Origin of the sequence: Burkholderia sp. BCC1972 (genome assembly GCF_905339605.1) — a bacterium.
GTDB lineage: Bacteria > Pseudomonadota > Gammaproteobacteria > Burkholderiales > Burkholderiaceae > Burkholderia.
In genome coordinates this window covers 328899-352755 of sequence record NZ_CAJPGH010000003.1, presented here as the reverse complement: position 1 = coordinate 352755, position 23857 = coordinate 328899, and the positions used below count along the sequence as shown (strand labels likewise).

Here is a 23857-nt window from a genome sequence, read left to right as displayed (position 1 = left end):
GTTGTCAATGGCTTGCCTGCAAAGGGCTGGCGGCGACCGTAAAGTTTCCGAAAACTTCTCGATTTTCGACCGATTCGGGAAAACGTGCCGAATTAATTCAAAAAGATCGCGGCAAGTATTTCCGATTATTTTTCGAAATACTTGTGCGCTTGAGGGGGAATTTTCTTGTCGCTTCAATAGCGTCATGCAACGTTTGAATCGAGTGTGCGGCACGGGTCGCACGAGGAGCTGTTCGGCAAACGCCTGTTCAAAGAGGAAGCAGACATGTTGAGCGTGCTGGCGAGAGTCATCGATATCGCGATGGTCGTAGCGGGGGCGCTGATCGCCGCCGCGCTGCACGGCGGCAGCATCTGGCTCAACGACCTGCAGCGCACGATGATGCTGTTCGATTGCCTGCTCGTCGTCGTGTGCTTTCCCGCATTCGGCATCTACCAGTCCTGGCGCGGCAAGCGTCTCGTCGGGCTGGTGGGGCGGGTCGTGTTCGCGTGGCTCCTGGTCGAGCTCGCGGGCATCCTGCTGAGCTTCAGCTTTCACCAGTCGGGTGACCTGTCGCGGCTGTGGCTGGGTTACTGGGCGCTCGTGACGATGGCGCTGCTCGCCGGCTCGAAGGCCTGCGTGCACGTCGTGCTGCGGCAACTGCGCCGCGGCGGCTACAACCTGAAGGCGGTCGCGATCGTCGGCGGTACGCCGGCGGCGCGGCGGCTGATCGCGCAGATGCGGGCGCGGCCGGAAGCCGGTTTCAACCCGGTGTGCGTGTACGACGAAAGCGAAGTGCCGGGCGAAGTGGCGCTCGACGACGTGCGCATCGAGCGGCAGTTCGAATCGCTGGTGTGGCTGGTGCGCAGCCGCGCGATCAGCGAGCTGTGGCTCACGCTGCCGATCACCGAGGAGCGCCGGATCCACCACATCGTGACGGTGTTCCGCCACGACTTCGTGAACATCCGCTTCATCCCGGACGTGCGCACGCTGTCGTTCTTCAACCAGGAAGTGGTCGAGGTGCTCGGCGTGCCGGCGATCAACCTCGCGGCGTCGCCGATCACCGACGTGCGGATCCTGCCGAAGTTCGTGTTCGACCGGCTGTTCGCGCTGGCGGCGCTCACGGCGCTTGCGCCGGTGATGGTGCTGATCGCGGGCCTGATCAAGCTGACGTCGCGCGGGCCGGTGTTCTTTCGCCAGAAGCGCAAGGGCATCGACGGGCACGAGTTCGAGATCTACAAGTTTCGCTCGATGAAGGTGCACCAGGAAGTGGCTGGGCAGGTCACGCAGGCGACCAAGAACGACTCGCGCGTGACGCCGGTCGGCCGGTTCCTGCGCCGCACGAGCCTCGATGAACTGCCGCAGTTCATCAACGTGCTGAAGGGCGAGATGTCGGTCGTCGGCCCGCGTCCGCATGCGCTCGCGCACGACGACATCTACAAGGATCTGGTCAAGGGCTACATGTTCCGCTACCGGATCAAGCCGGGCATCACCGGATGGGCGCAGATCAACGGCTATCGCGGCGAGACCGACCAGATCGAGAAGATGATGGGACGCGTGAAGCTCGATCTGTACTACATGCAGAACTGGTCGTTCTGGCTCGACATCAAGATCGTCGTGCTGACGCTCTGGAAAGGCTTCACCGGCAGCAACGCGTACTGATACCGACGTCCGGCACCGCCACGCAGGCATTCCGGTCTTACGAATTTCGAATCATTGGTCACGAGGTCCGACACATCATGAATCTGACTATCATCGGCAGCGGTTACGTAGGTCTTGTCACCGGCGCATGTCTCGCCGACATCGGGCACGACGTGTTCTGTCTCGACGTCGACCAGGCAAAGATCGACGTCCTGAACAACGGCGGCGTGCCGATCCACGAGCCGGGCCTGAAGGAAGTCATCGCGCGCAACCGTGCGGCCGGCCGCCTGCGCTTCTCGACCGACGTCGAGGCCGCGGTCGCGCACGGCGACGTGCAGTTCATCGCGGTCGGCACGCCGCCCGACGAGGACGGCTCGGCCGACCTGCAGTACGTGCTCGCGGCCGCGCGCAACATCGGCCGCTACATGACGGGCTTCAAGGTGATCGTCGACAAGTCGACGGTGCCGGTCGGCACGGCCGAGCGCGTGCGCGCGGCGGTCGCCGAGGAACTCGCGAAGCGCGGCGGCGACCAGATGTTCTCGGTCGTGTCGAATCCGGAATTCCTGAAGGAAGGCGCGGCCGTCGACGATTTCACGCGTCCCGACCGCATCGTGATCGGCTGCGACGACGACGTGCCGGGCGAACGCGCCCGCGAGCTGATGAAGAAGCTGTACGCGCCGTTCAACCGCAACCACGAACGCACGCTGTACATGGACGTGCGCTCGGCCGAGTTCACGAAGTACGCGGCCAACGCGATGCTCGCGACGCGCATCTCGTTCATGAACGAGCTGGCGAACCTCGCCGACCGCTTCGGTGCCGACATCGAGGCCGTGCGCCGCGGGATCGGCTCCGATCCGCGCATCGGCTACCACTTCCTGTATGCCGGCTGCGGCTACGGCGGCTCGTGCTTCCCGAAGGACGTCGAGGCGCTGATCCGCACGGCCGACGAGCACGGGCAGGCGCTGCAGATCCTGAAGGCCGTGTCGTCGGTCAACGCGACGCAAAAGCGCGTGCTCGCCGACAAGATCGTCGCGCGTTTCGGCGAGGACCTGACGGGCCGCACGTTCGCGATCTGGGGCCTGGCGTTCAAGCCGAACACCGACGACATGCGTGAAGCGCCGAGCCGCGAGCTGATCGCCGAGCTGCTGTCGCGCGGCGCGCGCATCGCGGCGTACGACCCGGTCGCGCAGCAGGAAGCGCGCCGCGTGATCGCGCTCGACCTGGCCGATCACCCGAGCTGGCTCGAACGCCTCTCCTTCGTCGACGACGAGGCGCAGGCCGCGCGCGACGCCGACGCGCTCGTGATCGTCACCGAATGGAAGATCTTCAAGAGCCCCGACTTCGTCGCGCTCGGCCGCCTGTGGAAGTCGCCGGTGATCTTCGACGGCCGCAACCTGTACGAGCCGGAGACGATGAGCGAGCAGGGCATCGAATACCACCCGATCGGCCGGCCGGGCTCGCGCCAGGCCGTCGCCGCCCGCGTGCCGGGCGCCGTGCGCGCCAGCGCGTAACCCGTTTCCCGTCACTCGCCACGAGACGCCATGTTCCGGAACATCCTGATCGTCTGCCACGCGAACGTCTGCCGCAGCCCGGCAGCGGAGATGCTGTTCAAGTCGCACGCCGCGTCGCGCGGCGGCCCGCGTCCGACGTTCCACTCGGCCGGCGTGCATGCGAATGACGGCGACGGCATCGATCCGGTGATGCGGCAGCTGCTCGCCGAGCGGGGCGTCGATGCGACGACCCATCGCTCACGGCGGCTGTCGCGCCGGATCGTGCGCGACGCCGACCTGATTCTCGTCAGCGAGCGCGGACAGATTGCGGCCGTCGAAAAGGTCGATCCGTTCGCGCGCGGCAAGGTCCACCTGCTCGGCAAGTGGGAAGGGGCCGAGATTGCCGACCCGCACGGCGGCCCCGAGGCCGATTACCGCGAGAGCTACTCACTGATCGAACGTCTGGTTCAAGGATGGCTACAGAAACTATGCTGAAACGCCCGATGCGCCCAATGCGCCCGGTGGCGCTTGCCGTCGCGCTGACGACTTTCCTGTCAGCCTGTGCGACCGCCCCCGGCAACTACCTCGATTCGTCGAACCTGAAGGACGAAGGCCGGCAGCAAGCCGCCGAAACCTATCCGGTTCATTACATCGACGCCAAAGTGGTGATGGACCAGCTGCAGAAGGCGCAGGTCGACCATCCGCTGCCGCCGGGACGCTATACCGATCCGTCGGAGTACGTGTACCGCGTCGGCCCGCAGGACATCCTCGGCGTCACCGTGTGGGACCACCCCGAGCTGACGACGCCGCAGGGCCAGTCGTTCTCGAGCGGCGGCAACACGACGCAGACGGTCGCGGGCGCGTTGCAGCAGCCGTATACGACCGCGCTGCCGGGCCAGGCCGATCCGTACGGCCAGACGGTCGCCGCGGACGGCACGATCTTCTTCCCGTTCGTCGGCCGCATCAAGGTGGCCGGCAAGACGGTCGCGCAGATCCGCGAGCAGATGGCCACCACGCTGTCGCGCTACGTGAAGAATCCGCAGCTCGACGTGCGCGTGCTGTCGTTCCGCAGCCAGAAGGTGCAGGTGACGGGCGAGGTGAAGCAGCCGGGCCCGCTCGCGGTGAGCGACGTGCCGCTGACGCTCGTCGACGCGATCTCGCGCTCGGGCGGCTCGACCAACGAGGCCGACCTGCAGCGCGTGCGCCTGACGCGCGACGGCAAGCTCTACACGCTCGACGCGAACGGCGTGCTCGATCGTGGCGAAGTGAAGCAGAACGTGATGCTGCAGCCGGGCGACATCGTCAACGTGCCGGACCGCAGCGACAGTCGCGTGTTCATCATGGGCGAGGTCAAGACGCCGGTCACGGTGCCGATGCTCAAGGGCAGGCTGACCATCGCCGACGCGCTGACCGCGGGCGGCGGCATCCTCGACACCGACGCGAACCCGCGCAAGATCTACGTGATGCGCGGGATGCGCGACAACCCGACGAAGCCTGAGGTGTACCGCCTCGACATGACGCAGCCCGATGCGCTGATGCTGTCGAGCCGCTTCCCGCTTCAGCCGCTCGACGTCGTCTACGTCAGCACGGCCGGCTCGGTGCAGTTCAACCGTGTGCTGCAGCAGGTGCTGCCGACGATCCAGACGATCTTCTACATGCGGCAAATCACGCGCTGATAGCCCGCCGGGGCGGCGCCTCCGCCCCGGCACCACTCAAGCGGGAACGAATGGTGAACACGCAAGCGAAACACTCCTACGCGGATCTGTCCGCCAAGACCGAGGAAGAGGACGTCGTCCTCGGCCAGTTGCTCCAGGTGATCATGGACGACATCTGGCTGCTGCTCGGCATCGCGGTGACGGTCGTCGCGCTCGCGGGCCTCTACTGCTTCATCGCGAAGCCGGTCTACCAGGCCGATGTGCACGTTCGCGTCGAGGGCAACGACAACACGTCGCAGGCGCTCACGCAGACGCAGACGGGCGCGATGATCAACAGCGGCCCGCAGCAGGCGCCGACCGACGCGGAAATCGAGATCATCAAGAGCCGCGGCGTCGTCGCGCCGGTGGTCGAGCAGTTCAAGCTGAACTTCTCGGTCGCGCCGAAGACGCTGCCGGTGATCGGCAGCCTCGCGGCACGCCTCGCGACGCCGGGCACGCCGTCGCGGCCGTGGCTCGGCCTGAAATCGTATGCGTGGGGCGGTGAAGTCGCCGACGTCGACACGATCAACGTCGAGCCTGCGCTCGAAGGCAAGAAGCTGACGCTGACGGCCGGCCCGAACGGCACCTATTCGCTGGTCGACGCGAACGGCAAGCGGCTGCTATCGGGCCAGGTCGGCGAAGCGGCGCAGGGCGGCGGCGTGACGCTGCTCGTGAAGAACCTCGTCGCGCGCCCCGGCACGCAGTTCACGGTGGTCCGCTACAACGATCTCGACGCGATCAGCGGATTCCAGGCCGGCATCCAGGTGACCGAGCAGGGCAAGCAGACGGGCGTCGTGCAGATCTCGCTCGAAGGCAAGGACCCGGACCAGACCGCCGCGATCGCGAACGCGCTCGCGCAGTCGTACCTGAACCAGCACGTGGTCGCGAAGCAGGCCGAAGCGACCAAGATGCTCGACTTCCTGAAGGGCGAGGAACCGCGCCTGAAGGCCGACCTCGAGCGCGCGGAAGCCGCGCTGACGCAGTACCAGCGCACGTCGGGCTCGATCAACGCGAGCGACGAGGCGAAGGTCTACCTCGAAGGCAGCGTGCAGTACGAACAGCAGATCGCCGCGCAGCGCCTGCAGCTCGCGTCGCTCGCGCAGCGTTTCACCGATTCGCACCCGATGGTGATCGCGGCCAAGCAGCAGCTCGCGGAACTGCAGGGCGAGAAGGACAAGTTCAGCAACCGCTTCCGCAGCCTGCCGGCCACCGAAGTGAAGGCCGTCCAGCTCCAGCGCGACGCGAAGGTCGCCGAGGACATCTACGTGCTGCTGCTGAACCGCGTGCAGGAGCTGTCGGTGCAGAAGGCCGGCACGGGCGGCAACATCCACCTCATCGATTCGGCGCTGCGTCCGGGCGATCCGGTCAAGCCGAAGAAGGTGCTGATCCTGTCGGCGGCGGTGTTCCTGGGCCTGATCCTCGGCACGGGCGTCGTGTTCCTGCGCCGCAACCTGTTCCAGGGCATCGAGGATCCGGACCGCATCGAACGCGCGTTCAACCTGCCGCTGTACGGGCTGGTGCCGCAGAGCGCCGAGCAGGTGAAGCTCGACGCGCAGGCCGAGAAGGGCGGCAGCCGTGCCCGGCCGATCCTCGCGAGCCTGCGTCCGAAGGATCTCAGCGTCGAGAGCCTGCGCAGCCTGCGCACCGCGATGCAGTTCGCGATGATGGACGCGAAGAACCGCGTGATCGTGCTGACGGGCCCGACGCCCGGCATCGGCAAGAGCTTCCTGACGGTCAACCTCGCGGTGCTGCTCGCCCATTCGGGCAAGCGCGTGCTGCTGATCGACGCCGACATGCGCCGCGGCCTGCTCGACCGCTACTTCGGCCTCACCGCGCAGCCGGGCCTGTCCGAGCTGCTGAGCGACCAGTCGCCGCTCGAGGAGGCGATCCGCGAAACGCCGGTGCAGGGCCTGTCGTTCATCGCGGCCGGCACGCGTCCGCCGAACCCGTCGGAGCTGCTGATGTCGTCGCGCCTGCCGCAATACCTCGAAGGGCTCGGCAAGCGCTACGACGTCGTGCTGATCGATTCGCCGCCGGTGCTGGCGGTGACCGATGCGACGATCATCGGCCGCATGGCCGGCTCGACGTTCCTCGTGCTGCGCTCGGGCATGCATACCGAAGGCGAGATCGCCGATGCGATCAAGCGCCTGCGCACCGCGGGTGTCGACCTGGAAGGCGGGATCTTCAACGGCGTGCCGCCGAAGGCGCGCGGCTACGGCCGCGGCTATGCGGCCGTGCATGAATACCTGAGCGCCTGACCCACCTGGTGCGTAACCGGGCAGGCAGCGCGTGCTGCCCGCCCGGCCGACTGGAGAAACCATCGATGAAAATTTCCGTGCTCGTTCCGACCTACCGGCGTCCCGCCGACCTCGCGCGCTGCCTGCTGGCGCTGCAGCGGCAGCAGCGGCTGCCCGACGAGGTGATCGTCGTCGCGCGCCCGGAGGACGACGCCACGCACGAGCGGCTCGCCGATCCGGCGGTCGGCGGCGCGCTGCCGCTGCGCATCGTGCCGGTCGACGTGCCGGGGCAGGTCGCCGCGCTGAACAAGGGGCTCGACTCCGCGCACGGCGACATCGTGGCGATCACCGACGACGATGCGGCGCCGCATCCCGACTGGCTCGCCCGCATCGAATCGGTCTTCGAGGCCGATCCGCGCGTGGGCGCGGTCGGCGGGCGCGACTGGGTCCACGAGAAGGGCCGCGTGCTCGACGAATCGCGCGAGCTCGTCGGCCAGCTCACGCTGTCCGGCAAGATCGTCGGCAATCATCATCTCGGCGTCGGCGGCGCACGCGAAGTCGACATGCTGAAAGGCGCGAACATGAGCTACCGCCGCGCCGCGATCGAGCGGCTGCGCTTCGACACGCGGCTGCGCGGCGCCGGTGCGCAGGTGCACAACGACATGGGTTTCAGCATGCGCGTGCAGCGCGACGGCTGGAAGCTCGTCTACGACCCGGCGATCGCGGTCGATCATTTTCCGGCCGAGCGTTTCGACGACGACCGGCGCGATGCCGCGTCGCTGAATGCGATCAGCAACGGCGCGTACAACATGCACCTGATCCTGCGCGAGCACCTGCCGCCGCTGCGGCGCGAGCTTGCCTGGTGGTGGTGGACGCTGGTCGGCACGCGCGTCTACCCGGGCGTCGCGCATCTGCTGCTGTCGCTGCCTACGGCGAAGCGCGAGCGGATTCTCGAGCACTGGCGCGCGGTGCGCCGCGGCGCGCGCGACGCCCGCCGCGCGAACCTTGCCCCCCACCGCGCGGCGATGCCGCCGGTGACGTCTTGAACGGCACCCCCGGAGGGCTCGCATGACTTCAACGAAAGTTCACGTCCATTTGTTTTACGGCGCCGATCCGCGTACCTACCGGAAAGGCGAGAACATCGGCTGCCTGTACGGCTATCACCATGCCGAATCCGACGAATTCCGGCTGACCTATTCGCAGGACGGCGGCGAGAACCGCGTCGCCAGCCTCGCGCGTCGCGCGCTGAAGGCGGCGCTCGGCTTCGACATCGTGCATGCCTGGCGCAACCGCGCCGCGCTGCTGAACACCGACGTGATCTGGACGCACACGGAACAGGAGCACCTGGCGGCCTCGCTGGTGCTGAAGCTCGCCGGTGCGCAGGGCAAGCGCCCGCTGCTGCTCGCGCAGAGCGTGTGGCTGTTCGACAAGTGGGGCAGCTTCGGCGGCCCGCGCCGCTGGCTGTACCGCAAGCTGCTCAACCGCGCCGACGCGCTGACCACGCTGGCGCGCGACAACGCCGACCTGTGCCGCCGCTATCTGGGACGCGAAGCCGAGTTCGTCTACTACGGGCTGAACACGCAGGATTTCCCGTTGACCGAGCCGCAGCAATGGAAGCCGAACCGGCCGCTGCGGATCGCGGCGATCGGCAACGATCGCGACCGCGACTGGCGCACGTTCCTCGCCGCGTTCGGCGGCGACGAGCGCTACGACGTGCGGCTCGCGACGCGCCGCCGCGTGCCGCGCGAGTGGCATGCGCCGAACGTGAAGATCGGCTCGGCGTCGGGGCTCGCGAAGCAGCACGAGCTGTACGCGTGGGCCGACGTTATCGTCGTGCCGCTGCGGCCGAATTTCCATGCGTCGGGCATCACCGTGATGCTCGAGGCGGCGGCCGTCGGCAAGCCGATGATCGTGTCCGACGTCGGCGGGCTCAGCGACTACTTCCCGCACGATACGGCCGCGTACGTACCGGCGTTCGACGCACAGGCGATGCGCCAGGCCGCCGACCGTTTCGTCGCCGATCCGGTGGCGGCGCTCGCTTGCGCGCAGGCCGCCGCCGCGTGCCTGCGCGATCGCGACCTGACCACGCAGGCGTTCGCCGAGCAGCACGTGCGGATCACGCGCGACATGCTGCGCCGGCGCCGCACGCCGGCGGCCGCGGGCGTGGCGATGCCGCTCGCGGATTCGCGTCCGTCGTCGCGGTGAGAGCGGATCGATGAGTACGATTGCCGCCGAACGCACCTCGTCGCGCACGCGCAGCTGGCTGCCCGAGCCGAAGCACTGGGTCGGGCAGGCTGCGCTGTGGTCCCTTACCGCCGCGCTGATCGCCGTACACCAGGGCAGGGTGCTGACGCTCGCGTTCCCGGTTCTGGCCATCGCGGTCGGCATCTGGCTGTATTTCAAGAGCCCGGCGCGCTACGTCGGCTTCATGTGGTGGGTGTGGTTCCTGAGCCCGGAAGTGCGGCGGCTTGCCGACTGGTCGAAGGGCGCGTTCACGCCGACGAGCCTGATCCAGGTCGCGCCGCTCGCGGTGACGATGATCGCCGGCTTCGGGCTGATTCGGCATTACCGCGTGCTCGCGCAGCGGCGCGGGATTCCCGTGCTGCTGATGCTGTTCGGGCTCGCATATGCGTATCTCGTCGGGATCGTGTCGAGCGGCGTGATGGCCGCGACCTATGACCTGGCGAACTGGGTGTACCCGGTGCTGATCGGCTTCCACATCATGGTCAACGCACGCGACTATCCCGAGTACCGCGACGTGCTGCTTTCCACGTTCATGTGGGGCATGCTCGTGATGGGCCTGTACGGCGTCGTGCAGTACTTCGTGATGCCGCAGTGGGACGTGCTGTGGATGATCGGGTCCGACATGGGTTCGCAGGGCGAGCCGGTGCCGTACGGCGTGCGCGTGTTCAGCACGATGAACTCGTCCGGGCCGTTCGCGTTCGCGATCATGGGCGCGCTGGTATTCGTATTCGCCGCGCCGCAGAAGATCCGCTGGTTCGCGGGGGCGGCCGGCTTCGTGTCGTTCGCGCTGTGTCTCGTGCGCTCGACGTGGGGCGGCTGGGTGATCGCGCTCGCGATCCAGCTCGCGCAGTCGAACAACCGCTTGCGGATGCGGATCCTGATCAGCGGCGTCGTGCTGGTCGGGCTCTGCGTGCCGCTCCTGACCGTCGGGCCGGTGGCCGACCGTCTCGGCGCGCGCCTGCAGTCGATCACGAACCTGAAGGACGACCGCAGCTACGACGACCGCAACAAGTTCTACGCCACCTTCGCGCAGACGGCGTTTACCGACGTCGCCGGCGAAGGGATGGGTGCGACGGGCGCGTCCACGAAGCTGTCGAGCGACAGCGGCGAGCTCGGCAAGTACGGCAGCTTCGACAGCGGCGTGATGAACGTGCCGTTCGTGCTCGGCTGGCCCGGCACGCTGCTGTACCTCGCCGGCGTCGTGATGCTGTTCGGCCGCACGCTGCGCGCGGCATTCAAGCTGCGCAAGGACAAGTTCGTCGGCGCGTGCCTGAGCCTGTGCCTGTCGACCTTCGCGATGCTCGTGTTCACGAACTCGCTGATCGGCACGGGCGGCCTGCTGATGTTCACAGCCATTTTTTCGATACTTGCCGCGGCGCACTGGCAAAAGGCACAACGCCTGCTGGCCGCCGCGCGTTCACGGGGAGGCGACCATTGAGAATCGCGATCGTCACGCACGTCGTGCGACATAACGACGGGCAGGGCCGCGTCAATTACGAAATCGCGCGCGCGGCGCTGGCCGAGAACTACGAGGTCACGCTGGTCGCGTCGCATGTCGCGCCCGAGCTGCTGGCCGACCCGCGCGTGCGCTGGGTGCCCGTGAAGGTCGGCGGCTTCTGGCCGTCGAATCTCGTCAAGCAGCAGGTGTTCGCGCTGAAGAGCGCGGCCTGGCTGCGCGCGCACCGCAGCGAATACGACGTGCTGCACGTGAACGGCTTCATCTCGTGGATCAAGGCCGACGTGAATACCGCGCACTTCGTGCACGGCGGCTGGTTCAAGAGTCCGTACTATCCGTTCGGGCCGACGAAGGGCATCTGGTCGGCTTACCAGTACGTTTATACGCGCGTGAACACCACGCTCGAGCGCTGGGCGTACAAGCGCTCGCGCGCGATCACCGCCGTGTCGCAGAAGGTGGCCGACGAGATCGCCGGGCTCGGCATCGACAGCAGCAAGATCAGTGTGATCTACAACGGCGTCGACGGCAGCGCGTTCGCCGGTGCGCAGGCCGACCGTGCGGCGTTCAAGCTGCCGGACGACGCATTCCTGCTGCTGTTCGTCGGCGACCTGCGCACGCCGCGCAAGAACCTCGGCACCGTGCTGAAGGCGCTGACGAAACTGCCGTCGAACGTGCACCTGGCGGTGGCCGGCTATCTGCCGGGCAGCCCGTATCCGGAAGAGGCGCGTGCGCTCGGCATCGATTCGCGCGTGCATTTCCTCGGTCTCGTGAAAAACATGCCGACGCTGATGCGCTCGGTCGACGCCTACGTCTTTCCGTCGCGCTACGAAGCGATGAGCCTGTCGCTGCTGGAAGCGATGGCGGCCGGTTTGCCGGTCGTTACCGCGCGCACGGCGGGCGGCGCGGAAATCATCACGCGCGAATGCGGGATCGTGCTGGAGGACCCGGACGATCCGGTCGCGCTCGCGCAGGCGATCGGCTCGCTCGCGGTGTCGCGCGACACCTGTCGCGCGATGGGCGACGCGGCCCGCGAACTGATGACCCGTTTCGGCTGGGCGCACATGGGTGCCCAGTATGTCGCGCTTTACCGGCGCATCGGCCAACCCACGCAGCCGTCCGCCTTCGAGCGGGTCGAGCATGCAGTCACGCAGGAGCAATCGTGATGTCCCAAACTTCCCGGCCGATCAAATCGTTGCAGATCGGCATGCACTGGTTCCCCGAACGCGCGGGCGGCCTCGACCGGATGTACTACTCGCTCGTCGGCGCGCTGCCGGGCGCGGGCGTCGAGGTGCGCGGGCTCGTCGCCGGCTCGCCGAAGGTCGCCGACGACACGGGCGGCGCGATCCAGGGCTTCGGTCCCGCCACGGAGACGCTCGCGCGCCGGATGCTCGCCGCGCGCCGCGCGCTGCGCGACGAGATCCGCACCGAACGGCCGGACGTGATCTCGTCGCACTTCGCGCTGTACACGTTTCCGGGGCTCGACGTCACGCGCGGGATTCCGCAGGTGTCGCACTTCCAGGGCCCGTGGGCCGACGAAAGCCAGGTCGAGGGCGCTGCGACGCTCGGGCAGCGCGCGAAGCGCTATCTCGAACAGGCCGTCTATACGCGCTCGTCGCGGCTGATCGTGCTGTCGCAGGCATTCGGCCAGATCCTGACGAATCGCTACGGCATCGATCCGTCACGCGTGCGCGTGATTCCCGGTTGCGTCGATACCGCGCAGTTCGATACGCCGCTCACGCCCGCCGAGGCACGGCACAAGCTGCAACTGCCGCAGGACCGGCCGATCGTGCTGGCCGTGCGCCGGCTCGTGCGGCGCATGGGGCTGGAGGACCTGATCGACGCGATCGGCCTCGTCAAGCACCGTCACCCGGACGTGCTGCTGCTGATCGCCGGCAAGGGCAAGATCGGCGAGGAACTGCAGCAGCGCATCGACGATGCCGGGCTGCAGGACAACGTGAAGCTGCTCGGCTTCGTGCCCGACAACCATCTCGCGGCGCTGTACCGCGCGGCGACGGTCAGCGTCGTGCCGACGGTCGCGCTCGAGGGCTTCGGGCTGATCACCGTCGAATCGCTCGCGTCCGGCACGCCCGTGCTGGTGACGCCGGTCGGCGGGCTGCCGGAGGCGGTCGCCGGGCTGTCGAACGATCTCGTGCTGCCGTCGACGGGCGCGGCTGCGATCGCGGAAGGGCTCGGCGGCGCACTGTCGGGTGCGATCGCGCTGCCCGACGAGGTCGCATGCAAGCGCTACGCGCGTGATCATTTCGACAACGCGGTGATCGCGCGACGCGTCGCCGGCGTGTACGAAGAGGCGATCCGGGCGGCAGGCTGAACGCCGCGGCGCGCCACCTGCGCGCCGAACCCGAAACCGGACCGGCGCATGCACATGGCCGGTCCGCGAGCCGGCCGCCCGACGAGGGTGGGCCGGCTTTTTTCGTTCGACTCCGATCGCCGGCGCGCATCACGCGCGCCTGAGCGTCGCGGCCCATACGCCGAGCGCGGCCACGCTGACGACGGCCCCAAGCGCGCAGACGCCCGTCCATCCGGCGCGCGCATACATCATCGTCGACGCGATCGCGCCGAGCCCGCTGCCGGCCGAGTAGAACAGCATGTAGCAGCCGACGAGGCGCGCGTGCGCATCGGGCCGCGCGCCGAGAATCATGCTCTGGTTGACGACGTGGACGGCCTGCCCGCCGACGTCGAGCAGCACGATGCCGACGATCAGCCATGCAATCGACGTGTCGCCGAACGCGAGCGGCAGCCATGAGCATGCGAGCAGCGCGAGCGCGGCGCCGGTCGTCGCTTCGCCGCGCCCGCGATCGGCGAGCCGGCCGGCGCGTGCGGCGGCCGCGGCCCCCAGCGCGCCGACGAGGCCGAATGCGCCGATCTGCGTATGCGACATCGCGTGCGGCGGCGCGCTCAGCGGCAGCACGAGCGCGCTCCAGAAGATGCTGAATGCCGCGAACATCAGCAGCGCGATCGCACCGCGCACGCGCAGCACGCGTTCATCGCGCAACAGCGACACCATCGACCGCAGCAGCGCCACGTAGCCGATGCGCTCGCGCGGCCCGTTCGTGTCGGGCAGCAGCCGCGACAATGCGACGAGCATCGCGATCGCGAGCGCGCCCGACACGAGGTAGACGGCCCGCCAGCCCGCGAAGTCGGTGACGACACCGGCCAGCGAGCGCGCGGCCAGCAGCCCGACCACCACGCCGCCTTGTGCGGCGCCCACCACGCGCCCGCGTTCGCCTGCGACCGAGAGCGCTGCCGAGCATGCGATCAGCCCTTGCGTCATCGCGGTGCCGAGCAGGCCGACCGCGACCATCCCCGCCAGCAGCGCGATGCGTGTCGACGACAAGGCGACGCCGATGCAGGCTGCCGTCAGCAGCAGAAGCTGCACGGCGATCAGGCGCTTGCGGTTGAGCAGGTCGCCGAGCGGCACGACGAACAGCAGCGCGAGCGCACAGCCGAGTTGCGTCGCGGTGATGACGCCGCCGACGGCGGCCTGCGGCACGCCGAAATCGCGCGCGATCGAATCGAGCAGCGGCTGGGCGTAGTAGACGTTCGCGACGCTCGCCGCACAGCAGACGGCCAGCAGCGCGATGCGCGCCGACGACAGGCCGCCGCCCTCGGCCGGATGCGTCGCGGATGTCGGCACGTTCGATGCAACGGTGCCGGAATGACACGAAGACTCCATGGGGTCCCTCACGCAGACTAGTTGCAAATTGAAACTAGTGTGAGTGTAGGAAAAGTAGTTTTAAAATGCAACTTGTTGTGCGGCGGGCGACGGGCTCGCGCACGGATGCGCCGATGCCGCTGCGCGGGCGGCCGGCACGATTGCGGAGAGGAACATGGCCAGGCAGAAAAGTCTTGCGGATTCCCCGTGCCCGGTGGCGCGGGCGACCGATATCGTCGGCGATCGCTGGGCGTTGCTGATCGTGCGCGATGCGTTCGATGGCGTGCGCCGCTTCGGCGATTTCCGCGCGAGCCTCGGCGTCGCGAGCAACATCCTGTCCGACCGGCTGAAGATGCTGGTGGATGCCGGCGTGTTCGACGTCGTGCCGGCGTCGGACGGCACCGCGTATCAGGAGTACGCGCTGACGAAGAAAGGCGAGGGGCTGTTTCCGGTGATCGTGATGCTGCGGCAGTGGGGCGAGGCGAACCTGTTCGCACGCGGCGAGCCGCATTCGGTGCTGGTCGACCGCAGCACGGGGCGCGCGATCCGCAAGCTCGCGCTGCGGCACGACGACGGCCGGCCGGTGAAGGCGGCCGACACGGTCGTGAAGAAGATCGACGACGAGGCGGGTGTGGCGCGGCGGTGAGCGCGATGCGCGGCGGCCGGTCGGCTGGACTGCCGAGATCGTCGTTGACCGGAGCCGCATCGCCATGACCCATCCGCTGGATTCCGCCGATCATCGGCGGCTGCTCGACCTGCGGCGCCGGATCCACGGCCCCGGCGACGCTCAATCGTGCGCCGGCATCGGCTGATGCGAACGCGGTGCGCCGTGATGCGCATCGCCCCGCACGCGGGTCGCGAGCAGCGCGGCCGCGAGCAGCAGCGCGACCGACACGGCCGTTTCGATCCGCAATCCGTTGACGACCTGCGATGCACCGCCGCCGCCGGCAAGTGCGCCGAACGCCGCGACGCCCATCGCGCCGCCGGCCTGTCGCGCGGTATTCAGCACTGCCGACGCGATGCCGGCTCGCTCGGGCGCGACCGACGCGAGCACGGCCGTCGTCATCGCGGGCACCGCGAACCCCATGCCCGTCGGAATCAGCAGGAACGGCACGAGCAGCACGGCGAGCGGCGTCGATGCGTCGACGAAATGCAGCGATCCGTAGCCGAGCGCGGCGACCAGCGCGCCGGCCAGCATCGGCACGCGCGGGCCGTGACGCGCGACGACGCGGCCGCTCGCGAGATTCGACAGCAGGAAGCCGCCCGTCAGCGGCAGGAACGCGAGGCCGGCCTGCCACGCCGATTCGCCGCGTGCACGCTGCAGGTACAGCGCCAGCACGAACACGGTGCCGTAGTACGTGAGGTTCACGCAGATCCCGAACAGTACGGTCGCGCTGAAGGTGCGATGGCGGAACAGCGACAGCCGCAGCATCGGCGTGGCCGTGCGCGATTCGACCGCGACGAAGGCGAGCGCGGCCAGCGCCGCGAACGCGAAGTCGCCGGCCACGACCGGATGCGCGAAGCCGAGCGGCCGCCATTCGATCACGGCGCCGGTCAGCGCGGTCAGCATCGCGATCGCGACGAGCTGGCCGCGCAGGTCGAGCGAGCGGGTGGAGCGGGATGGTGCGCTCTGTTCGCGGCGCGCAGGCACCCACGCGAACGCGGCCGCGAGTCCCGCCGCACACAGTGGCAGGTTCACGAGGAAGATGCCGCGCCAGCCCCACGCGGCGATCAGCAGGCCGCCGACCACCGGGCCGGCCGCGATCGAGATCGACCCGGCCGCCGTCCACCCGCCGACCGCGCGGGCACGCAGGTGCGGGTCGTGGCGGCACGCGCCGTTGAGCAGCGCGAGCGAATTGGGCAGCATCGCCGCGGCGCCGACGCCTTGCAGCGCGCGGGCCGCGATCAGCATCGCGGGCGTGACGGCGCCGCCGCAGGCCAGCGACGCGAGCGCGAACAGCACGAGGCCTGCGATGTACAGGCGGCGCGCGCCGAAGCGGTCGCCGAGCGCGCCGCCCGACAGCATCAGCACCGCGAACGCGAGCGTGTATGCATCGACGACCCATTGCAGGCCGGCGACCGGCAGATGCAGGTCGGCTGCGAGATGCGCGAGCGCGATGTTGACGATCGTCACGTCGAGCTGCGTGACGACGAAACCGATGCTGACGGCCGCGACGACGCGTGCCAGCGCGGGCGGGAAAGCGGGAGGCGGTGTGGTCGTATCCATGCATCCATCGTAGGATGCGACGGACCGGCGATGTTTCAGCGGGAGGTGAAGCGTCGATACACGGCCGGTGCATGGCGATTAACATGGCAATGCGGCTGATCATGCATGCCACGGCACACATCGACTTTCGACAGGCCCATCCGGATGACTCCCTCGAACCTGACGACGCGCGACGCGCAGATTGCCGATCACGCCGACATTGCAAGGCTGATGCAACAGCTCGGCTACGATGCGACACCCGCGATGATCCGCGCCAAGCTGGCGACACTGCTGCCGAGTGCGGTCGACCGTATCCTGGTCGCGACGATCGCGCACAGCGTGGTCGGCTGCATCAGCCTGCATGCGCTTGCGCTGTTTCATGCACCCGGAAATCTCGGGCGCATCACCAGTCTGGTCGTCGACGAGCGCTGTCGCGGGCAGGGTGTCGGCGGTGTGCTGATCGCTGCGGCGCAGGTGTGGTTCGAGACAGCAGGGTGCGTGAAACTGGAAGTGACGAGCGGCGACCATCGGCTCGATGCGCACCGCTTTTACGCGCGGTACGGTTTCACGCGGGACGGACAGCGGCTGTCGAAGCTTGTCCTGTCGTGACGCCACGGCGCGAGCGAGCGCCTCATCCGCTATCGTGGGAAAACCGGTACCGCTTGGCCGCTCAATGCCGTTCGCCGCGCCAGCGTCCGGGCGCGACGCCGAAGCGTTTCGTGAACGCATGCGTGAACGTGCTCTGGTCAGCGAAGCCGACCGTGCCCGCGATGTCGACGAGCGGATGCCGGCCGTCGGCGAGCAGCACGACCGCTGCGTCGAGCCGCAGCCGCTGCAGGTAGCGATGCGGTGTTTCGCCGAATGCATCGACGAACAGTTGATGAAACCGGCGCATCCCGTAGCCGCAGTGCGCGGCGAGATCGGCGATGCGCAGCGGCTCCGCGAGCCGCGCGCGCAGCCAGCGGTCGATGCGCGCGAAATCGAGGCCCGACGCGGGCGCGGCGATGCCGGCGTCGTCGAGCAATGCGTCGCACAGGCGTGCGGCGGCCTGCCACTGGAACCGGTGCGCGGCTGCGTGCCGTGCGTCGCCGGCCGGCGCATCGTGTTGCGCGGCGGCCGCTGCAACCTGCGCGACCAGCGACGTCAGCGCCGGGTCGATCGACACGGCGCGCGCATGGTCGAACAGCCGCTGCGGCACCGCGAGCGATGCCGCGGGCAGGTCGATCACGAGCTGGCGATTGTCGCCGAGGCCCGCGTAGTCATGGCGCGCGCCGGCCGGAATCAGCCAGGCGGCGTGCCGGTCGATGCGCTGGCCGATCCCGTCCACCGCCATCACCATCGCGCCATCGACGCCGAGCACGACCTGGTGGAAGTCGTGCACGTCCGACGCTTCGCACGTGTCGTAGCGGCGCAGCGCGATGGCGGGGGAGGCAATGCGTGCCATCGGAAGGAAGCGGCCGGGTGCGCGATCAGACGTCGAGCAGTTCGACTTCGAACACGAGCGTCGCGTTCGGCGGAATCACGCCGCCTGCGCCGCGCGGGCCGTAGCCGAGTTGCGGCGGGATCGTCAGGCGACGCACGCCGCCGACCTTCATGCCCTGCACGCCTTCGTCCCAGCCCTTGATGACCATGCCGCCGCCGAGCACGAATGCGAACGGGTCGTTGCGGTCCTTGCTCGAATCGAATTTCTGACCGTCGGTCAGCCAGCCCGTGTAGTGGACGCTGACGGTCTTGCCGGCTTGCGCTTCCGCGCCGGTGCCTTCGGTCAGGTCTTCGTATTTGAGGCCCGATTCGGTCGTGATGACAGACATGACTTCTCCTGAAAGAGCGTTACGTAAAACCGCTATTGTAGGCGAGCGCGCAGCGGGTCGGCGCGCGTGGTTCTTGTGCCGCTGCGTGCGGATCGGCAGCGTCGACCGACCGCCTTGCCTGCGGTCGCCCGAAACACGATTGGAACGCGCGTTTGAATTTTTCGCGAGCCATGCGATCGCCGTTGCACCAGGCGAGTGCGCCGCACGTATGAATCGGTGTTGCCGGGGCCGCCGGCCGTATCGCGTCCGGCCGGCGCCGGATACCGCGAAATGCCCGTCCCACGGGGCTTTCAGGTAGCCGACAGGGCATGCGGCCGGGCGTCGTGCATCACGTGCCGCCCAGCCCGCGCGTTCGAATCGCGGCCGGTCCCGGCGCCGTTCGAGCGCCGTTTTTTCCGCCTTTTCGACCGTGCCCCGTTTGGAAGCGCGCATCTACCGCGCGGCTTGCACGCGCTGGCGCGGGCGGCCTATCTTTACATCTGTCGATGTCAGGATTTTGGCGGTGCGCGACGCGCCGCCCGGGCGTGCGCCGGCCGCGTCGGATGATGCGCCGGGCCGCCTCGGAACCAGGAGAACCATGAACATGAAGTCAGCCGCTTCCGCCACCGCAGCCGGGATCATGCCGGTGCGCCGCGACCTGCGCTTCGACCTGCCGGTCGAACGCGCGAAGGACTGGCATGGCCTCGGGTCGCACGTGACCCATTTCTTCAACGCGCTGTCGCTGCTGTTTCCGGCCGGCGAGCGCTTCTTCATGGATTCGGTGCGCAACTACCGCGACCGGATCGACGATCCCGTATTGAAGCAGCAGGTGCTCGGCTTCATCGGCCAGGAGGCGATGCATACGCGCGAGCACATCGAATACAACGAGCTGATGCAGGCGAACCGCCTGCCCGCGCGCAAGCTCGACAAGCGCGTGTGGACGGTGCTCGCCTTCATGAAGCGCAAGCTGCCGCATTCGGTACAGCTCGCGCATACGGTCGCGGCCGAACACTACACGGCGATGCTCGCCGACTGGCTGCTGCGCGACCCGACGCGCCTCGACGGTTCGGTCGAAGGCTACCGCCAGATGTGGATCTGGCACGCGCTCGAGGAAACCGAGCACAAGGCCGTGTCGTTCGACGTGTGGAATGCCGCGATGAAGCCGGGGCTGCGCCGCTACCTGATCCGCATCGGCGTGTATCTGCTGACGACGCTGACCTTCTGGCCGACCGTGTTCCTGATGCACGCGACGCTGCTGTGGCGCGATCGCGGCGCCGGCCATCACGTGCGCGGCATGCTGCGGATGATCGCGTTCCTGTACGGGCCGCGCCGCGGCCTGTTCCCGCGCATCGCGGGCGAATGGCTGAGCTTTTTCCGGCCGGGCTTCCATCCGTGGGATCACGACAACCATCACCATCTTGCGCGCGTCGACGCGCTCGCCGCCACCTACGGCGAAAAGGGCGGCGCACCTGCCGGACGCGGCCGCGCGAATGCGCCGGCATCGCTCGCGTCGGGCCGCTGACACGACGCGCCGCGCGGCGATGCGCGGCGCATGTTGCGTTCCCGCATCAGCGGGCTTCCTGTGACGATTGGCGGAAGTCGACCGGAAACGATTGCACGCCCGCCGGCGTGCGCGGCCGACGGGGCGCGTGCACCCGCGCCGGCGTCCCGATCCTGCGTAGCCGCATCACATGCAAACGCCGCGCGCCAGCACCGGCGCGGGTTTGCGCGCGGTGCGCCGTCCCGCTCCGGGTTCTTGCCGCACGCGCCACAGGGATAACACCCATCTAGTCGCCCGCCGGCCGCATCGATATACCGTTCATGACAGCGTCCCCTTCGCGCGCGATTCGTGCGCAGGGGGATTTTATTCGGACGGAAATGCGGCCAATATGTCGGTTCAATCGTGGTCCGTCGGATATGGCGGCGAGCCGGCGCACGATACCAACGCCAAGCGGGGAACAACGATGGTTGCAAGGTCACCCGACGCAAACGGGCAGGCGGCGCCCGAGATGACGGATGTATCCGTCACCGCTCCCGAGGCTGGACGCAAGCTGTTCGTGATCATGCGGACGCCCGACGAGCCGTTGCTGGCGCAACTGCGCGGGCTCGGCTGGGAGATCGCGGTCGCGAAGACGGCCGGCGCCGCGCAGAACATGACCTCCGGCGTGAGCGTCGCGGCCGGGCTGGTCGATTTCACGGGGTTCACGTCGCGCGACTATCCCGCGCTGAAGGCGTGCCTGAGCCAGCCGGCGATCGGCTGGATTTCCATCGCGCAGGCCGGCATTACGATCAGTCCTGCCGTGCGCGAGTTGATCCGCAGCTATTGTTTCGACTATGTGACGCTGCCGCTGCCCTACGAATGGATTTCGCATGTGCTCGGTCATGCGCGCGGGATGGCCGCGCTCGATCGCGTCGACGGCGCGGCCTACGCGGCGTCGATAGGCGAACACGGGATGATCGGCAACTGCGAAGCGATGCAGCAGTTGTTCAGCACGATCCGCAAGGTCGCGAAGACCGATGCGAGCGTGTTCATCTCGGGCGAGTCGGGTACCGGCAAGGAACTGACCGCGCTCGCGATTCACGAGCGTTCCGGGCGCGGCAAGGGGCCGTTCATCGCGATCAATTGCGGGGCGATTCCGCATCACCTGCTGCAGTCGGAACTGTTCGGCTACGAGCGCGGCGCATTCACCGGCGCGAACCAGCGGCGCGCGGGCCGGATCGAGTCGGCGAACGGCGGCACGCTGTTTCTCGACGAGATCGGCGATATGCCGGTCGAGAGCCAGGCGAGCCTGCTGCGCTTCCTGCAGGAAGGGAAGATCGAGCGGCTCGGCGGGCAGGAATCGATCGCGGTCGACGTGCGGATCATCTCGGCCACGCACGTGGATCTCGACGGCGCGGTCGAGGCCGGGCGCTTCCGCGCGGACCTCTATCACCGGCTGTGCGTGCTGCGCATCCACGAGCCGCCGCTGCGCGCGCGCGGCAAGGACATCGATATCCTCGCGCACTACGTGCTGCAGAAATTCAAGTCCGACAGCGGTCGCAAGATCAGCGGCTTCACGTCGGCCGCGCTCGATGCGATGCGCCGCTACGAATGGCCCGGCAACGTGCGCGAGCTGATCAACCGCGTGCGGCGCGCGATCGTGATGGCCGAGAGCCGGCTGCTGACGCCGCACGATCTCGGGCTCGAGACGCCCGGCGAAACCGAACCCGTGACGCTCGAACAGGCGAGGGCGCTCGCCGAGCGCACCGCAATCGAGAACGCGCTGCTGCGCAACGATCACCGGATCAACAAGGCCGCCGCCGAACTCGGCATCTCGCGCGTGACGCTCTACCGGATGATGATCGAGCACGGGCTGAACGATCACGACAACAACGGCGGAAACGGCGACAACGGCGGGCACGACGGCGCGCCGTCCGGCGACGCCGGGCATCAGCGGGTCGGCTGAGCAGGAACCGGTGCGGCACGACCGTGCCGGTTGCACCGTGCAGCCGGGCGATCGCCCGGCCCGGCACGTGTCGATCCGTCGCGCCGGCGGGCATGTAAAGCGCATGAAACATTTCGCGTCGGCAGCCGGGCGAATTCTCGCGGCAAACCGCGCCGAACGGCCCGGCACCTATCGGTAAAAACGCCGCGCTCCATTGTTCAGCCTTATCCCGCAAGGCTCTGCCGTCGCCCGTCCGGCGCGTGCCGCGTGCCGCATGTTTCAGATTCGCAACTTCCGCCAATCCGCCCCCGTTCCGGCTGCCTGCGGGCACTGCCAACCCCTTGTCTGGACAGGCTTACGCGTGGCTGGCCCGCTCCTTGCGAAGCTTGTCATGCGAAAGTGGACGACGCGAGGTCCGGCCGGTTCCAGCGGCCAGGACGCACTCCGCGGGGATGCGGCGGCGGAGCGCGGCGCAGTTGCCGCGTTCCGGCGGGCAACGGACGTCGTCGCCTGATCGTCGGGGCACCGGCATCGTCCGGTTGCCGGAACAAACATCACACAGCAAACGGGGTAGAAAATGAACGATCGCCACACGCCGCGGCCGGCAGGCCGCGATCGCAGTGACTCGGGGCATCGCCGGTCGAACGTCGCACTCGCAGCCGGCCGGCATGCATCGACAGGCCATCTCTCCGCGCCCGGTGCGAGGCGGATCCGGCTGGTTGCCGGTCATCCGCGCCGGGTCGGCACTTTCCTGCACGCCAACCCGGTTCGCATGGGCATGTGCGCACGGGCGCCGGTACCGCGGCGCCCGATCTTCGCCTATTGACCCCGAGCAGCAGGCCGGCCGTTCGCGTTGCCGGTCGTTCCCTGGGCAATTGATCTGCAATCCGAACGATAGTCGAGGCGCCGTGTCATGCACGCGACGCAAGACAAGAGCATTCGATGCAACGGCGAACCGCGCGGTGCCGTTGCCATCCGGTTGAAGGGGAGGTGCGGTCGGACGCGCGCGACGGGAGTGGCACCCGTACGCGCGCGACGCCGTTTCAGCTGCCGTAGATGTCGAAGTCGAAGTACTTCGACGCGAGCCGCTTGTAGGTGCCGTCCTTGACCATGTCGAGGATCGCGCGATCGATCTTCGCCTTCAGGTCGGCGTCTTCCTTGCGCAGCCCGATGCCGGCGCCGATGCCGAGCATCTTCTCGTCGACGAGTTCGGGCCCGACGAACGTGTAGTTCGCGCCGCGCGGCGATTTCAGGAACCCGATCGCGGCCTGCACTTCATCCTGGAGCGCTGCATCGAGGCGGCCCGACGTCAGGTCCGCGTACACGCCGTCCTGGTTCTGGTACGACACGACGTTCGCGCCTTGCTTGCCCCAGTACGCCTTCGCGTACGTTTCCTGCGTCGTGCCCTGCTCGACGCCGATCGACTTGCCCTTCAGCGATTCGGCCGTCGGCAGCAGCGGCGAGCCCTTCTTCACGACGAGCCGCGTCGGCTGGTTGTAGATCTTCGTCGTGAAGCCGATCTGCTCCGCGCGTTGCGGCGTGATCGACATCGACGACAGCACCGCGTCGAACTTCTTCGCCTTCAGCGCCGGAATCATCCCGTCGAAATCGTTCTCCAGCCACACGCACTTGGCCTTCAGGCGCGCGCAGATCTCGTTGCCGAGGTCGATGTCGAAGCCGACGAGCTTGCCGTCGGGCGCCTTCGACTCGAACGGCGCGTAGCTGGCATCGGTGCCGAAGCGGATCGTGGTCCAGTCCTTCGCGGCGGCGGGGCCTGCGGATACCGCGAGCAGGGCGATCGAAACAGCGGCAATCAGTCTCTTCATGGTGCGTTCCTTGGCGGGTGCTTCCGGGTTCTGTGCGACACGGTTTCACGGATACGAGCCGCGTCTTGGCGCGGTGTCCGCACGGTCATTAACGCAGAAAATAAAATCCGAGTCCAGAATGGACAAAAAATATCGTTCCGTCGGAAGCAATGGCCGATCGACGGGTGTCGACCCTTGCAAAAATACGAAAATGGACTAA

At 68.0% G+C, this 23857-nt stretch carries 19 protein-coding genes; 14 read left to right on the top strand and 5 right to left on the bottom strand.

What is annotated here, in order from left to right; genetic code table 11:
• Positions 1-264: 264 nt before the first annotated feature.
• The 10 genes from U5798_RS07245 (at position 265) to U5798_RS07200 (ending at position 13067) form a co-directional block, all read left to right on the top strand.
• On the top strand, positions 265-1638 hold the full coding sequence (locus U5798_RS07245; RefSeq protein WP_124446406.1) for an undecaprenyl-phosphate glucose phosphotransferase: 1374 nt from the start codon (positions 265-267) through the stop codon (positions 1636-1638).
• Between the two features lie 77 nt (positions 1639-1715).
• Complete coding sequence (locus U5798_RS07240; protein ID WP_124446408.1) at positions 1716-3128, top strand: UDP-glucose dehydrogenase family protein; 1413 nt, start codon at positions 1716-1718, stop codon at positions 3126-3128.
• A gap of 30 nt (positions 3129-3158) precedes the next feature.
• A complete protein-coding gene (locus U5798_RS07235; RefSeq protein WP_027791027.1) occupies positions 3159-3602 on the top strand; it encodes a low molecular weight protein-tyrosine-phosphatase in 444 nt (147 codons plus the stop codon).
• Positions 3581-4783 (top strand): polysaccharide biosynthesis/export family protein, encoded by a 1203-nt coding sequence (locus U5798_RS07230; RefSeq protein WP_409364402.1) that lies wholly within the window; start codon positions 3581-3583, stop codon positions 4781-4783. Before U5798_RS07235 ends, U5798_RS07230 begins: the two co-directional genes overlap by 22 nt.
• 50 nt (positions 4784-4833) lie before the next feature.
• On the top strand, positions 4834-7059 hold the full coding sequence (locus tag U5798_RS07225) for a polysaccharide biosynthesis tyrosine autokinase (protein ID WP_322081657.1): 2226 nt from the start codon (positions 4834-4836) through the stop codon (positions 7057-7059).
• A 65-nt stretch (positions 7060-7124) separates the two neighbouring features.
• Complete coding sequence (locus U5798_RS07220) at positions 7125-8084, top strand: glycosyltransferase family 2 protein (RefSeq protein WP_322081656.1); 960 nt, start codon at positions 7125-7127, stop codon at positions 8082-8084.
• Positions 8085-8106: 22 nt separating this feature from the next.
• Positions 8107-9243 (top strand): glycosyltransferase family 4 protein, encoded by a 1137-nt coding sequence (locus U5798_RS07215; RefSeq protein WP_124446415.1) that lies wholly within the window; start codon positions 8107-8109, stop codon positions 9241-9243.
• Positions 9244-9253: 10 nt separating this feature from the next.
• Positions 9254-10720, top strand: coding sequence for an O-antigen ligase family protein (locus U5798_RS07210; RefSeq protein WP_124446417.1), 1467 nt, complete (start codon positions 9254-9256; stop codon positions 10718-10720).
• Positions 10717-11901, top strand: a complete 1185-nt coding sequence (locus U5798_RS07205; RefSeq protein ID WP_322081655.1) for a glycosyltransferase family 4 protein — start codon at positions 10717-10719, stop codon at positions 11899-11901. Before U5798_RS07210 ends, U5798_RS07205 begins: the two co-directional genes overlap by 4 nt.
• A complete protein-coding gene (locus U5798_RS07200; protein WP_322081654.1) occupies positions 11901-13067 on the top strand; it encodes a glycosyltransferase family 4 protein in 1167 nt (388 codons plus the stop codon). Before U5798_RS07205 ends, U5798_RS07200 begins: the two co-directional genes overlap by 1 nt.
• Before the next feature lie 129 nt (positions 13068-13196).
• Here U5798_RS07200 and U5798_RS07195 read toward each other — a convergent pair whose 3' ends face one another.
• On the bottom strand, positions 13197-14432 hold the full coding sequence (locus U5798_RS07195) for an MFS transporter (protein WP_322081653.1): 1236 nt from the start codon (positions 14430-14432) through the stop codon (positions 13197-13199).
• Positions 14433-14586: 154 nt separating this feature from the next.
• Here U5798_RS07195 and U5798_RS07190 point away from each other — a divergent pair, with 154 nt between their 5' ends.
• Positions 14587-15057 (top strand): helix-turn-helix domain-containing protein, encoded by a 471-nt coding sequence (locus U5798_RS07190; protein ID WP_322081652.1) that lies wholly within the window; start codon positions 14587-14589, stop codon positions 15055-15057.
• 141 nt (positions 15058-15198) lie between these two features.
• Here U5798_RS07190 and U5798_RS07185 read toward each other — a convergent pair whose 3' ends face one another.
• Positions 15199-16638: an MFS transporter gene (locus U5798_RS07185; RefSeq protein ID WP_322081651.1), complete on the bottom strand. Its 1440-nt coding sequence runs from the start codon at positions 16636-16638 to the stop codon at positions 15199-15201.
• Positions 16639-16782: 144 nt separating this feature from the next.
• On the opposite strand from U5798_RS07185, the gene U5798_RS07180 reads away from it, so the two are divergent.
• The gene (locus tag U5798_RS07180) at positions 16783-17226 is read left to right on the top strand and encodes a GNAT family N-acetyltransferase (RefSeq protein WP_322081650.1); all 444 of its coding nucleotides are present in this window, start codon (positions 16783-16785) and stop codon (positions 17224-17226) included.
• Positions 17227-17287: 61 nt separating this feature from the next.
• Here the strand turns inward: U5798_RS07180 and U5798_RS07175 are convergent, their stop codons facing one another.
• Both U5798_RS07175 and U5798_RS07170 read right to left on the bottom strand, forming a co-directional pair.
• Entirely contained in the window at positions 17288-18061 is a 774-nt protein-coding gene (locus U5798_RS07175) for an AraC family transcriptional regulator (protein WP_322081649.1), read from the bottom strand.
• 25 nt (positions 18062-18086) lie between these two features.
• On the bottom strand, positions 18087-18428 hold the full coding sequence (locus tag U5798_RS07170; protein WP_006479474.1) for an FKBP-type peptidyl-prolyl cis-trans isomerase: 342 nt from the start codon (positions 18426-18428) through the stop codon (positions 18087-18089).
• A gap of 583 nt (positions 18429-19011) precedes the next feature.
• Here U5798_RS07170 and U5798_RS07165 point away from each other — a divergent pair.
• Positions 19012-19929, top strand: a complete 918-nt coding sequence (locus tag U5798_RS07165; RefSeq protein ID WP_124447255.1) for a metal-dependent hydrolase — start codon at positions 19012-19014, stop codon at positions 19927-19929.
• Positions 19930-20371: 442 nt separating this feature from the next.
• Positions 20372-21853, top strand: coding sequence for a sigma-54 dependent transcriptional regulator (locus tag U5798_RS07160; RefSeq protein WP_124446433.1), 1482 nt, complete (start codon positions 20372-20374; stop codon positions 21851-21853).
• Positions 21854-22875: 1022 nt separating this feature from the next.
• Here the strand turns inward: U5798_RS07160 and U5798_RS07155 are convergent.
• Complete coding sequence (locus tag U5798_RS07155) at positions 22876-23658, bottom strand: ABC transporter substrate-binding protein (RefSeq protein ID WP_124446437.1); 783 nt, start codon at positions 23656-23658, stop codon at positions 22876-22878.
• Positions 23659-23857: the final 199 nt, after the last annotated feature.